Annotated in this window: 13 protein-coding genes; 3 read left to right on the top strand and 10 right to left on the bottom strand. The window is 55.2% G+C overall.

All coding sequences use genetic code 11. The features are described from left to right. Positions 1 to 8: 8 nt before the first annotated feature. Together ftsX and ftsE are read right to left on the bottom strand one after the other, a co-directional pair. Entirely contained in the window at positions 9 to 917 is a 909-nt protein-coding gene (gene ftsX, locus M1D70_RS28920) for a permease-like cell division protein FtsX (RefSeq protein ID WP_119846194.1), read from the bottom strand. Then, entirely contained in the window at positions 907 to 1,593 is a 687-nt protein-coding gene (gene ftsE / locus M1D70_RS28925) for a cell division ATP-binding protein FtsE (protein ID WP_015737694.1), read from the bottom strand. Before ftsE ends, ftsX begins: the two co-directional genes overlap by 11 nt. A gap of 206 nt (positions 1,594 to 1,799) precedes the next feature. Here ftsE and M1D70_RS28930 point away from each other — a divergent pair, with 206 nt between their 5' ends. Continuing rightward, a complete protein-coding gene (locus M1D70_RS28930; RefSeq protein WP_009594227.1) occupies positions 1,800 to 3,236 on the top strand; it encodes a VanW family protein in 1,437 nt (478 codons plus the stop codon). A gap of 73 nt (positions 3,237 to 3,309) precedes the next feature. On the opposite strand, the gene M1D70_RS28935 is transcribed toward M1D70_RS28930, so the two are convergent. Continuing rightward, a complete protein-coding gene (locus M1D70_RS28935; protein WP_456288576.1) occupies positions 3,310 to 4,050 on the bottom strand; it encodes a hypothetical protein in 741 nt (246 codons plus the stop codon). Between the two features lie 58 nt (positions 4,051 to 4,108). Then, the gene (locus M1D70_RS28940) at positions 4,109 to 4,837 is read right to left on the bottom strand and encodes a polymer-forming cytoskeletal protein (protein ID WP_375121452.1); all 729 of its coding nucleotides are present in this window, start codon (positions 4,835 to 4,837) and stop codon (positions 4,109 to 4,111) included. A gap of 155 nt (positions 4,838 to 4,992) precedes the next feature. Here M1D70_RS28940 and M1D70_RS28945 point away from each other — a divergent pair, with 155 nt between their 5' ends. Both M1D70_RS28945 and M1D70_RS28950 read left to right on the top strand, forming a co-directional pair. Continuing rightward, a complete protein-coding gene (locus M1D70_RS28945) occupies positions 4,993 to 5,124 on the top strand; it encodes a hypothetical protein (RefSeq protein ID WP_456288577.1) in 132 nt (43 codons plus the stop codon). A 129-nt stretch (positions 5,125 to 5,253) separates the two neighbouring features. Continuing rightward, the gene (locus tag M1D70_RS28950; protein ID WP_456288578.1) at positions 5,254 to 6,027 is read left to right on the top strand and encodes an alpha/beta hydrolase; all 774 of its coding nucleotides are present in this window, start codon (positions 5,254 to 5,256) and stop codon (positions 6,025 to 6,027) included. Positions 6,028 to 6,230: 203 nt separating this feature from the next. On the opposite strand, the gene argH is transcribed toward M1D70_RS28950, so the two are convergent. The 6 genes from argH to argJ all read right to left on the bottom strand — a co-directional run bounded on the left by argH (position 6,231) and on the right by argJ (position 13,707). Beyond that, complete coding sequence (argH, locus tag M1D70_RS28955) at positions 6,231 to 7,646, bottom strand: argininosuccinate lyase (RefSeq protein ID WP_009594251.1); 1,416 nt, start codon at positions 7,644 to 7,646, stop codon at positions 6,231 to 6,233. A 131-nt stretch (positions 7,647 to 7,777) separates the two neighbouring features. Further along, entirely contained in the window at positions 7,778 to 9,010 is a 1,233-nt protein-coding gene (locus M1D70_RS28960) for an argininosuccinate synthase (protein WP_456288579.1), read from the bottom strand. A 106-nt stretch (positions 9,011 to 9,116) separates the two neighbouring features. Then, the gene (argF, locus tag M1D70_RS28965) at positions 9,117 to 10,073 is read right to left on the bottom strand and encodes an ornithine carbamoyltransferase (protein WP_456288580.1); all 957 of its coding nucleotides are present in this window, start codon (positions 10,071 to 10,073) and stop codon (positions 9,117 to 9,119) included. 58 nt (positions 10,074 to 10,131) lie between these two features. Then, positions 10,132 to 11,349 (bottom strand): acetylornithine transaminase, encoded by a 1,218-nt coding sequence (locus M1D70_RS28970; RefSeq protein WP_456288581.1) that lies wholly within the window; start codon positions 11,347 to 11,349, stop codon positions 10,132 to 10,134. Positions 11,350 to 11,611: 262 nt separating this feature from the next. Next, positions 11,612 to 12,448 (bottom strand): acetylglutamate kinase, encoded by an 837-nt coding sequence (gene argB / locus M1D70_RS28975; RefSeq protein ID WP_456288582.1) that lies wholly within the window; start codon positions 12,446 to 12,448, stop codon positions 11,612 to 11,614. A 32-nt stretch (positions 12,449 to 12,480) separates the two neighbouring features. Beyond that, a complete protein-coding gene (gene argJ, locus M1D70_RS28980) occupies positions 12,481 to 13,707 on the bottom strand; it encodes a bifunctional glutamate N-acetyltransferase/amino-acid acetyltransferase ArgJ (RefSeq protein ID WP_009594216.1) in 1,227 nt (408 codons plus the stop codon). Positions 13,708 to 13,710 lie beyond the last annotated feature (3 nt).

The raw sequence follows: 13,710 nt of genomic DNA on the forward strand, positions 1-13,710 counted from the left end.
ACCTTGTTTTATACTTTCAAAAATTTACGTATCGACATGGTGCTGCCCCAAATGCCAATGACAATGCCAAGGGCCACGATGATGGTCCCGAGCAGCAGCCACAGATCTCCCAATGGAATCAGGCTCTGCGCCAGCGTCAAATCCGTTTGCGACGCGGCGTACAGGCGATTGTAGCCTATAAACAGCAGCGTAACCGTAATGATCGAGCCCAGGAGGCCGATCATGGCTCCTTCCACGAAGAACGGCCAGCGAATGAAGTTGTTGGTCGCGCCGACAAGCTTCATGATGCCGATCTCGCGGCGACGGGCCAAAATCGTTACCCGAATGGTGTTCGAAATCAGAAACATGGACATCAAGCCGAGTCCCGCAACGAAAATAAAGCCGATATTCCGCACCGTTTTCGTAATCTTGAACAAGGTTTCTACCGTGCCCTCCCCGTACTTGACGCGCAGGATCGGCTCTTCCGCATACTTCTCGTTCAGCGCGGTAATCTTGTCGGCAACAAAGCCGACCGTGGTCGGTTCGATGACGGAAACCTCGAATGCGTCCGGTAGCGGATTCTGGTCCGCTTCGCTGAAGCCTTCCACCCATTCGGAGCCGAGGCTTTCTTCAAGCTCCTTCATGCCCTCTTCCTTGGACACGAATTTGATGGCGCTGACTTCCGGCATGGCCTCGATCTCGCCTTTGACGGTTTCGCGCAGCTTCTCGTCCACATTGAGATTCAAGTACGTATTGATTTGCACATTGCTATCTGCTTTATCGGCTAATGCGTTCACATTCATGACTAACAGCATGAAAACGCCCAGTATAAATAATGACACCACGATGGACGTAATCGATGCGACCGACATCCATCCATTCCGGAAAACGCTCTTCGCCCCTTCCCGCAAGTGCCGCAAGAAGGTTCTAAAATTCATACCCGTACTCTCCTCTCTGCTGGTCGCGGACGATCTGTCCGTGCTCAATCGCAAGTACGCGCTTACGCATCGTGTTCACGATATCCCTGTTGTGGGTAGCCATCACGATGGTGGTTCCCCTGAAATTGATTTCGTCCAGCAGCTGCATGATGCCCCATGAGGTTTCGGGGTCCAGGTTGCCCGTAGGCTCGTCCGCAATAATGACGGACGGGTTGTTCACGATCGCCCTGGCGATGGCGATCCGCTGCTGCTCCCCGCCGGAGAGCTGGGATGGCTCGCGGTTCGCCTTGGCTTTCAGACCAACCAGATCCAGCACCTCCATAACCCGTCTCTTGATGAGACGCTGCGGCGCTTCGATAACCTCCATGGCAAAAGCTACATTTTCGTAAGCAGTCAGCTTGGGAAGCAGGCGATAGTCCTGAAAAATAACCCCGATATTTCGGCGAACATAGGGGATTTTGCGCTGCTTCAGCTTCCCGATATTAAATCCGTTAACAGAAATTTGGCCTTTGGTCGGCACTTCTTCTCTATAGATAAGTTTCATGAATGTCGATTTGCCGGCACCCGACGGTCCGACAACATACACGAATTCATTGCGGTTAATGGTAACGGAAACTCCTTGAAGCGCATGGGCGCCGCTCGGATAAGTCTTCCATACGTCCTGCATTTCGATCACTTCATCACTTCCCAATCCATAATTAGCCATTATACTTTCGACAGTTTCCATCGAATTCCTTTAAAATCCAAGAAAAATCCTCACGACATCGTCTATTGTAACAAATTTGTTACCTTTTGAGTACCCGAAAGTTTAAGCCCACCGTGACATATACATGAACAAGTGCATGAACTGCGGCCAATACGAAGTTAAGAAGGTGGTTTCGAATGAAAAAAATTCATCTCGGTCTCATCATTGTCATCAGTTTCGCTCTTCTCCTCTCCGTCGGTTTCGGTTTATTGACGATGTACGCGAACCAAAAGGAGCTGCCGAAGGGAATGGTTCTCTCCGGCTGGCAGGTAGGGGGGCAGCCCGCCGACGAGGTTTTGTCCGAGCTGGAACAGCGGCTTCAAGCCATCACAAGCATCAAGGTGACGCTGGAGTCGGAGGCCCTGAAAGGGCACACGGAAAGCTTCAGTCTCCAAGAAGCCGGCGTTCGGTTCAGCGCAGCCGAATTCAAGGAAGCCATCGCCAAGCTGTCCGAAGGATCGCTATGGGAACAGGTTCTTTACCGGCGGCAGTTTCAGCTGGAATGGCATATATCCACGGAGTGGGATCGCGACGTATTGAAAGAGCGGTTAAACGAAGACTGGCAAAAAGAACGCTTTGGAGAGCCTGTCAATGCGGTACGAAGCATTTCCGATGACGATGTGGTCCGGTATACCCCGGAGAAAACCGCTTACCGCATCGATTGGGCTGCGTTCTATGAAGGGTTCAGCGCCGCGCTTCCGAACGAGTCCCACTTCATGGAACCGAATCCTGAAGAAGCTATTGCGGTGCAGCTGCCTCTTATCCGCCAAAAGCCTCCCGTTACCGTAAAGTCGCTGCAGGACGAGGGCATTGAGCGAAAAATCATTGAATTCTCCACCGGTCTCGGATCCAGCGGGCCCGGACGCGTACATAACGTGACCGCTGCCGCCAAAGCCGTGGACGGCATGATTCTGAAGCCCGGCGATGAGTTCAATTATGCTCATATCATAGATGTTGCGAAGAAGGAGTACGGTTTCAAAGAGGCTCCCGTCATCGTGAACGGCAAGCTGGTGCCTGGTATCGGGGGCGGGATCTGCCAGGTATCCAGCACGGTGTATCATGCCGCCCTGCTGATGGGGCTCGAGATCACCGAAAGGCGGAATCATTCCCTTCCGGTCAGCTATTTGCCCAAGGGGCAGGACGCCACCTTTGCCGAAGGGGCGATCAACTTTCGCTTCCGAAACAATACGGGCAAGCATCTGCTTATCCTGTCCGAGGTATCGCACGGCAATTTAACGCTGAAGATGTTCGGCACCTTCCCGGAGAATACGGAATACGAGCTGGTATCCACTACGATCGAAACCTTGCCGTCCCCGGAAAAGGTCATCCACAACAACTCGCTGCCGCCGGGATTGAAGCAGGTGGTTCAGAACGGAAAACCAGGTTATGTGGTAGAAACCTATCGAACCAAGAAAGTGAACGGGAAGGTCGTGGAGAACGTGAAAATATCCAAGGATACCTACCGTCCCCAGAACAGCATCGTTGCCATCAATCCGACCAACGAGGTCCCGCTGCCGGATGCGAATGAAATGCCCAAAGAGGAAGTCGTCGAGGACGGTATCAGCGCTCCGTAAATCGAAGCTGACACGAAACAGCCCGTATTCGCGAATCGAATCGCGAATACGGGCTGTTTTCCTTGCCGTTATTTTAATGCCGTGCATCGATTTTATAATAGCTTCCGATTTCTGCCTGGGCATCTGCGCTGAACGTCTCTGTATATTCCACCCTGCCGATCGAGCAGCCCTTTCCGATATGGACTTTCCTGCCCCTGACCATGGCCGCTCTCGTATTCTCCAGCGTGATATCCTCGCCTTCAATCAGCTCGGCGTTCAGATATCCGATCCGGGAGGAACGGAACCATTTGGCCAGCAACGTTGGTGCTACGAAGACCGAGCGGCTTCGGAGTTCGTTGACGCGCGAGGCTTGCGTAACGAGCCTCAGCGTCAATTCCCGAGCTATCACGGACCCGCTCACGCGTAGTATGCCGCGGACCGTCATCTCTTCGGCTTCCAGGTTGCCGCCAACATCCAAGGTACCGTTCACGACGCCTTTGACCGCGAACAGATCGGCTCCCGTGCTCAAGCCGCCATTGATTCCGATGCGGCTGATCCTAACGCTTCCGCCGGCATCCAAGCTTCCATTCACCCGGACGTGCTCCATCTGGACATGATGAGACACCTTCACATGGCCGTTCACTCTAGCCTGCCTTCCGAGCAGGCTTCCGTTTATGACCGCGCTCCCGTTGCAGCGTAGCAGATGGCAATCCGTGTCGCCATGAATGACGCCTTCACCGTTTATCCGAAGCTTGCCGATAATACCGCCGCCAACGACACCGTCACCCGTTATGGAAACACCGGGTCTTTCTACGACTGTTCCGTTATGCACCATATCGCTGCCTCCTTGCATCTATTCGGCCTATGCCCGGATGCTTGACCCGATGTCGCCCTTAAAACCGCCGGGATGCTCTAACCTGGGCTTCCGGGTGCTGCGTCAATTCATCCCGGTATTCCACTTGCCGAATCTCGCAACCTGGGCCGAGAATCACCCGGTTGCCGCGAACGATATCGGCTTCGACATACTCTAGATCCAGGACATCGCCCTCAATAATGCGTGCCTCCAGCCGCGTTCCCCGTAATGGCAGGGACAGCATCTCCCAGAGACGCTTTCCTTTTTTGCGGATCGTGATCCGGTCTCCGACGATTTCCTGCGCAAGGCAGCGGCCCAACAGCCGAATATCCGCTGTTCCTACATGCAGGCGGCCATCGATCTTGAAGCCCCCATGAAACGTGGCCGTTTCACTCCGCACGTCACCATGGCTTCTCAGGTTTCCGGTTACATCAAGCCTCTTCGATTCGGAATCACCGTGAATGCTGCAATGCCCCCCGATAAAAATGGACCGGCTGCGCACGCCTCTCTTCACGCTCAGGCTGCCGGCTACATGCAGCTCCTCCGCGTCCACCGTCCCCTTAACGGTTCCCGAACCGTTCACGCGAATCTTGTCGGCAGCGACGTCGCCGTTCAAACTCATCGTTCCGTTGCCTGTTAATTCCCGGCAGTCCAGATCTCCATTCACCTGACCGGCACCATCGATTCGCACCTTGCCGTATTGGCCGCCGCTTGAGCTGCCGGTTCCCGTAATCTTCAGATCGGACAGTTTATCGTCATGTGGTATCATGAGCATACTCCTCCAGATTCACTAATAGGATCATCATGCTATATCTTAACTGGACATTCGCTGAACTTCTAAATCCATGCTATTGAATCCTCCACCAGATGGAGCCATAATCTCCCTCTAAGATAACACAACGCAGCGCATCATAGAACAGCCCGATGGCTGAACCTCGCCTCGGTCTGAAGACCGAGGCGTTTTATGCACGATTCATTCCATCCGATTCAATTCGGTCGCTGACCGCCTTTATGCTCCTGGAGAATGGCGAAGCTTCCGAACGCAGCAGACTTTAAATCCATTCTCGCCCGCCGCAGACGATGACTTAGATTTACTTGGAGCAAGGGAGATCGATTGTGATATGATCCTAATAGGCTCGTCATTTTGATCTCTCATTTCCAAAAATGAAAGGGGATACATAATCCATGGCTCTTATGCAATGTCACTTTTACTCGGAGGTGCTCGGTCTCAGCACGTCCATGACCGTCATTCTCCCTCAGCAAACCTCTTCACAAATCGGCATGACGAATCATGCCAAAAGCGGTCTGCATCCGACGCTCTTCCTTCTGCACGGCCTGTCCGACGACGATTCCATCTGGCTGCGCAGAACCTCCATCGAACGCTACGTGGCCGAGATGGGCATTGCCGTCGTTATGCCGCAAGTGCATCGCAGCTTCTATACCGACATGGAATACGGCGGCAAATACTGGACCTTTATCAGCCAGGAGCTGCCGGCCATCGCCCGTTCCTTCTTCCCGTTATCCCACGCGAGGGAAGATAACTTCGTCGCCGGGTTGTCCATGGGCGGCTACGGGGCGTTCAAGCTTGCCCTTCGCTGTCCCGAATCCTTCGCCGCTGCTGCCAGCCTGTCGGGCGCGCTCGACATGGCGGGTCATATTAATAGGAACGAGGCTTTGTTTGAGCATCGTTTAGTCTACGGAGATCGGGACATTACCGGCACCGACAATGACCTGTTGTGGCTGCTTCAGGAAGTGGACCGCTCGGAGGGACCGAAACCGCTGCTGTATCAATGCTGCGGAACGGAAGACTTCCTCCACCAAGACAATCAAGCGTTCCGCAAAGCCTGCGAAGCAACCTCCCTGGATCTCACGTATCAGGAAGGGCCGGGCGGTCATGATTGGGGATATTGGGATACCCACATCCAGGATGTTCTGAAATGGCTTCCGTTGAAAGCCTGATGAACCCATAATATGCACGCCATGAACGTGCCGGCGGCACATTCCCGGTTCCATGGGATGTACTGGGTGTACTTCTCATCGTGAGAGGATTTTAGGCAATCCCTCATTCAACGGATCTCATCGTTACACAACAAAAGGTGGATCAGCAAATGTAACATTTGCCGGTCCACCTTTATTTTTGCTACGTCAGGTTTTCTGTATCCTTACTCTACATTCCCCTGGCGGAGACCCAGCCATTCTTCCGTGACCTGGAGGGTCTGCACGCTGCGGTCGATCGCCGCTTTCACCTGCTCGGTTGCCGTGCCGCCGTAAACGTTACGCGCATTGACCACCGTCTCGGGTTGAAGCACGCCATAGATGGAGTCGTCGAACAGCTCGGAGAACTGTTTGAATTCATCCAGCGTCAGGTCCAGCAGGTATTTGTTGTTCTGGATGCAGTACAATACGGTCTTGCCGATCACTTCGTGCGCCTGGCGGAACGGAAGACCTTTGCCGACCAGGAAGTCCGCAATGTCCGTTGCATTCGAGAAGTCGGTGTTCACCGCTTCGCGCATGCGGCCTTTGTTGACCTTCATCGTGGCAATCATCGGAGCGAACAGCTGCAATGCGCCTTCCAGCGTAGCCACCGTGTCGAACATGCCCTCTTTGTCTTCCTGCATGTCCTTGTTATAAGCAAGCGGCAGCGACTTCAGCACGGTGAGCAGACCCATCAGGTTGCCGTATACCCGCCCGGTTTTGCCGCGGACAAGCTCGGGCACGTCCGGGTTCTTCTTCTGCGGCATAATGCTGCTGCCCGTGCAGAACGCATCATCCAGCTCGACGAAGTTGAACTCGGTGCTGCTCCAAAGCACCAGCTCCTCGCTCAGGCGGGACAAGTGCATCATGATGATGGAAGCATCCGAGAGGAATTCCAGGATAAAGTCGCGGTCGCTGACCGCATCCAGGCTGTTCTCGTAAACGCCGTCGAAACCGAGCTGCTCGGCCACGAAATGGCGGTCGATCGGGAACGTTGTGCCCGCAAGCGCGCCTGCCCCGAGCGGCAGCACGTTAATGCGCTTATAGCTGTCGATCAGACGGTCGATATCCCGCTGGAACATGGACACGTAAGCCATCAGATGATGCGCGAACAGAATCGGCTGCGCACGCTGCAGATGCGTATACCCTGGAATAATCGTATCCAGGTTATCCTTGGCTTGCCCAATCAACGCGGTCTGCAGCTCGTGCAGCATGCCGGTCAAAGCCACGACGCGGTTGCGCAAATACAAGTGCATGTCCGTTGCCACCTGGTCGTTACGGCTGCGGCCCGTGTGGAGCTTGCCGCCGACAGGTCCGATTTCCTCGATCAGATTCTTCTCGATGTTCATATGGATATCCTCATCCGATACGGAGAACTCGATGCTGCCCTCACGGATGCGCTCCAGCACCTTGTTCAAGCCGGCTTTGATCGTCTCCACGTCCTCCGCCGGCACGATGCCGCATTTGCCCAGCATGGACACATGCGCAAGGCTTCCCTGGATGTCCTCCTCGGCCAGCTGCTTGTCAAAACCGATGGATGCCGTATATTCCTCTACCAATGCGTTGGTCTGCTTCGTAAAGCGTCCGCCCCATAACTTGCTCACAACACTTGCCCCTCTCTGATTTAAGGCAGAGGGCCGCTTCCCGCTTAAGAGGTTCCGTTCGTCCCGTTCAACGAGAATCGACGGAGCTCTCCAGCATGAAAACGGCCTTCAGCCTGTTCATTATTGTTAACTTATTGATTCTGATTCACGCCGGATGCCACTTTCAAACGCAATGCGTTCAAGCGGATAAAGCCGGTAGCGTCGCCTTGATCGTAAGCTTGCGTTGGATCGGCTTCCATCGTGGCGATGTCCGGGTTGTACAGGCTTACCGGACTCTTCACGCCTGCGCCGATCACATTGCCTTTGTACAGCTTCACGCGCACCGTACCCGTAACGTTCTTCTGGCTCTCGGTCACCAGCGCCTGCAATGCCAGACGCTCCGGCGCAAACCAGAAGCCGTTATAAACCAAGGTGCTGTAGCGGGTAATCAGGCTGTCGCGCAGGTTCATCACTTCACGGTCCATCGTAATGGACTCCATTTTGCGATGAGCGGTGAACAGGATCGTGCCGCCCGGTGTCTCATAGACGCCGCGGCTCTTCATGCCGACAAAACGGTTCTCCACCATATCCACGCGACCGATGCCGTGCTTGCCGCCCAGCTCGTTCAGCTTCTCCATCACTTGCAGCGGGCTCATCGATTCGCCGTTCAGCGCAACGACATTCCCTTGCTCGAACGTAAGCTCGAGGTATTCCGCCTCATCCGGCGCATCCTCAGGCGATACGCTGAGCAGGTACATATCCTTGCTGTCCTCCGCGCTTGCATCAAACCAAGGATCCTCCAGCACGCCGCTCTCGTAACTGATATGGAGCAGGTTGCGGTCCATGGAGTAGGATTTGGCAGCGGATGCCGTTACCGGAATGCCGTGCGCTTCCGCGTAAGCGATCATCTCCGCGCGTCCCGGGAAGGAGTTACGGAACTCCTCGATGCGCCAAGGCGCGATCACTTCAATGTCCGGTGCCAAGCCGGCTACGCCCAGCTCAAAACGAACCTGGTCGTTCCCTTTACCCGTAGCGCCGTGCGCAATCGCCGTCGCGCCTTCGGCACGTGCGATATCCACCATGCGTTTCGCGATCAACGGACGCGCGATGCTGGTGCCGAGCAGGTACTGCCCTTCGTACATGGCACCCGCCTGGAACATCGGGAAGATGAAATCATTCGCAAATTCGTCGCGCAGATCGTCGATGTATACTTTGGAGGCGCCGGTCGCCAGCGCTTTTTCCTCAAGTCCGTCCAGCTCTTCCTTCTGGCCGATATCGGCCGTGAAGGCAATGATCTCCGCATCGTAGGTTTCTTTCAGCCACTTCAGAATGACAGACGTATCCAAACCGCCGGAATACGCCAGTACGATTTTTTGTTTTGCCATGGTTAAACTCCCTCTCTTTGTTACTAACAACACTGTCCTTCATTATACTAAAGAAAACGTCCATTGACGCATTTTCATAGAGAATGTTCGCTGGTCATCGGCGGCTCTATGCCATCAAAGCAACCATTAAAGCCTTCTGGGCATGGAGACGGTTCTCGGCCTGATCGAAAATGACGGAATTGGCACCGTCGATCACGCCTTCGCTGACCTCTTCCCCGCGGTGGGCCGGGAGGCAATGCAGGAACAAGTAATCCGGCTTTGCCGCTTTCACCAGCTCTTCGTTTACCTGGTAGTCCGCAAACGCGGCTTCCCGCTGTGCCTGCTCCTCTTCAAAGCCCATGCTTGCCCATACATCCGTGTAGATCACGTCCGCATCCTTCGCGGCTTCGAGCGGGTCTTGGGTGATCGTGATTTTGCCGCCCGTTTGCGCCGCGATTTTCTCGCTCAGCTTCACAATGCTGGCATCCGCCTCATAGCCCTTCGGACTGGCTACGGCCACATGCATGCCCATCTTGGCACCGCCGATCAGGAGCGAATGCGCCATGTTGTTGCCATCGCCGATAAAGGCCATTTTGAGGCCTTTCAGCTTACCCTTGTGCTCCAGCACCGTCTGCAAATCAGCCAGCACCTGACATGGATGCGCCATGTCGCTCAGGCCGTTGATGACCGGAATCGAAGCATATTTTGCCAGGTTGACCACGTTGTCGTGCCCGAAGGTACGAATCATCAGGCCGTCCAGATAACGAGACATCACCTGCGCCGTATCGCTGATCGGCTCGCCGCGTCCGAGCTGAATATCGTTTTTGCTCAAAAAGAGTGCATGTCCGCCCAGCTGGAACATCCCAGCCTCGAACGAAACCCGCGTCCGCGTGGACGACTTCTCAAAAATCAAGCCGATCGTCTTGCCTTTCAGCGGCTGATAGACTTCCCCGTTCTTCTGCTTGCGCTTGATCTCGATTGCCGAATCGAGCAAGAACTGAATCTCTTCCGTCGAGTATTCGTCCAGCTCGATCATATCCCGCCCTTTCAGGCTTAATTCCTTCAATTGTCCGCTAGCGGCCATATTCTTCAGTCCTCCTTAACCATGCTGTTATTGTCCATAATGCTGCTGCACGATTCTTTTATGCTTGGCTAACCGCCGTATGCTCATGTATAAGTTCCGTAACGATCGATACTGCCTGGTCGATCTCTTCTTTAGTGACGTACAGATTCGGAAGCAGCCGGATCACGTTTGGTCCTGCCGTTACGAAGAGCAGCCCGCGGCTCTGTCCTTTCAGCACCAGCTCGCCAACCGGTTCGACACATTCGATGCCGATCAGCAGGCCTTTCCCCCGGATCGCCTTCACAAAAGGATGATTTCCCAGGCTCTCATTCAGCTTCGTCATCAAATATTCTCCGGCTTCGGCCGCGCGCTGCGGCACGTTGTCCTCCAGCATCGTCTCGATGGTGGCCTGGATGACGGCGCTGGCAATCGGCGTGCCGCCAAACGTCGTGGCATGGCTTCCTGCCGTGAAGGCTTCGCGCAAGTAAGCTTTGCCCAGCATCGCGCCGACCGGGAACCCGGAGCCGAGCCCTTTGGCCACGGTGAAAATGTCCGGCTCAATGCCGTAATGCTCGTGCGCAAACAGCTTGCCGGTCCGGCCCATGCCCGTTTGCACCTCATCCACGATCAGCAGCAGTCCGTGCTTCTTGCACAGCGCGGTGACGGCTTGAAGGAATTCCGGTTCCACCGGATGCACGCCGCCCTCCGCCTGCACCATCTCGATCATGATGGCTGCGGTATTGTCGTTAATGGCTGCTTCCAGCGCCGGAAGGTCATGCAGGGGAACGCTTTTGAAGCCTGCAGGAAGCGGAAGGAAGCCTTCCTTCACCTTATCCTGGCCGGTGGCCGTCAGCGTAGCCAGCGTCCGACCATGGAAGGACTGGGTAAACGTAATGACTTCGTAGCGTCCCGTTCCCTTCACCTTCTGATGATAGCGGCGTGCCAGCTTAATGGCCGCTTCGTTCGCTTCGGCCCCGCTGTTGCAGAAGAAGACCGCATCCGCGCAGGTGTTGGCTGTCAGCAGCTCGGCTGCTTTTTCCTGGCCCGGAATGTGGAACAGGTTCGAGACGTGCCACAATTCATCCAGCTGGGCCTTCAGCTTTTCTTTCACTTTTACCGGGGCATGGCCGAGATTCGTTACCGCCAGACCGGCCATAAAATCAAGATACTTGTTACCTTGATCATCCCATAGCCAGCTGCCTTCCCCTTTGACCAGGGCGATTGGGTATCTGGCGTACGTTTGGAACAACGAGCTTTCATTAGCTGCTTTAACACCGCCTGCTGCTTCTTTTCCCATAGCCTTCACACACTCCTTTGCATTTAGCATAGCTTCGTGGTTCGCGTTTGAACCATCCTACGATATGAACATCCATTAAGCTTAACCAGCACTGCGAATTCGGATCATTCCTCCGATCCCTGTTGCCCACAGATTTTTATGGAATCATGTAAACAAGGATAAATTCCGTGGACAAAGGGGCCCGCTTCGCTTCTCCGGAATGATTCCGCCTTCTCCGTTGAAGTTTTTTATAGTTCCAGTTTGAATATCAAACCGTACCTTATTACATCCGAACGATACGCGTACCCAGCACTTCGCCTCCAAGCACCCGGCTCAGCACGTTCGGCTCGCTTCCGTCCACGATGACGACCTCGCTCACTTTGCCGTGAATGCAGCTGATGGCTGCTCTTACCTTCGGTATCATGCCGCCATAGATTTCGCCCGTTCCGATCATATCCTCGATCTCCTGCACCGTCACGGTCGGAAGCACCCGCTTCTCGCCGCCCGATCCCTTCATGATCCCCGGCACGTCGGTGACAACGATCATCCGGTTAACGCCCAGATGAGAAGCCACGGCACCAGCCGCCGTATCGGCATTGATGTTATAGCGCTGCCCGGATGGATCCACGCCGATCGGCGCAACCACCGGCATGTACCCCATCTCCAACACGCCGCTCAGGATCGATGACTTCACCAACGTAACGTCGCCAACCCAGCCAACCTCCGCATGGTTCGTCACCGGTTTGGCCTCGATCAGCCCGCCGTCCGAACCGGACAAGCCGATGGCAGAGCCGCCCACGCTTTGAATCCGTCGTACAATCTGTTTATTGATGGTGCCCGCGAGCACCATCTCCACGACGTCCAGCACATCCTCCGTCGTCTTGCGCAGCCCGTTCACAAACTCGGTCTCGATGCCGAGTTTCTCCAGGTTGCCGGAAATTGCGGGACCGCCGCCGTGCACGATAACGGGGTTAACCCCCTTTTGCTGCAGATTCTTTAAATCCTCGAAGAAGCTGTCAGGAAGCCCAGCGAGCGTACTGCCGCCGCATTTCATCACAAACGTATCCGCGCTTGAGGTTTGAACCGGCTGCGAATTCTCTTGATCGATCGTGCTCTTCATATCCATCTCCTCCGTCCTGATTTTTTAGTTATCTAAGTACGATAAGCCGCATTAATGCGGACATAGTCATAGGTTAAATCACAGCCCCAAGCCGTAGCCGACCCGCTGCCGATATGCAGCTTCACGTCGATATCCACGGTGTCGCCTTGAAGGTAAGCCAGCGCCGCATCTTCGTCAAAAGCAACGGGCCTTGACTGCTCCAGCACCGAAATCGGACCAATGGCAATATCCACCGTCTCCGGATTGACCGGACGGCCTGCGCGGCCCACAGCGGCAATGATCCGTCCCCAGTTGGCATCCGCACCGAACACCGCCGATTTGACCAGGCTGGAGCCGATGATCGTCTTGGCGATCGCTTGCGCGTCATCGTCGCTTTCGGCGCCGTCCACGCGAACCTCGATCAAGCGGGAAGCTCCCTCTCCGTCACGTGCGATCGCCTTCGCCAGCTGCTGGCACACATAGTGGAAGCCGGCTGCGAATGCATCCCAATCCGGATGCTCCGGCGTTAACACGTCATGCCCCGCCAGGCCGCTTGCCATCGCAACCAGCATATCGTTGGTGCTTGTATCGCCGTCCACCGTAATCATATTAAAGGTCAGGTTGGTCGTTTGGCGCAGCAGCAGCTGCAGCGCTTCCTGACCAATGACCGCATCCGTCGTCATGAATCCGAGCATGGTCGCCATGTTCGGATGAATCATCCCCGATCCCTTCGCCGTGCCGGCGATGGTTACCTTCGTGCCGTTAACCTGTACGGTAACGCAGGCTTCCTTTTTTACCAGATCGGTTGTCAAAATCGCTTGGCTGAAGCTTTCAGCCCCTTCGCTTTCGCCGCTGAGCCGTGCAGGCAAGCCTGCAATACCAGAGGATACTCGGTCCATCTTCAGCAGCTCTCCGATGACACCCGTCGAAGCAACGGCCACATCGTTCACGTCCAGGCCGAATTGCGCAGCCGTATCGGCGCGCATGGTGTAAGCATCCTCTTCGCCCTGCTTGCCCGTGCAGGCATTGGCATTCCCGCTGTTCACGACAATCGCGCGAAGCTTGCCGTCCTCCAAGCTTTCACGCGTTACCTTCAGCGGTGCCGCTTGGAACAGGTTCGTCGTATAGACGGCAGCCGCCACGGCAGGCACATCGCATACAATGACGCCCAGGTCGTTACGGTCGGTCTTCTTAAGTCCACAGTGGAGCCCGGCAGCCTTGAAGCCTTGCGGCGTTACGATGCTGCCCCCATCGATAATCGCAAACGTATTCTCTCCCATGTC

This window comes from Paenibacillus sp. AK002, assembly GCF_053903045.1.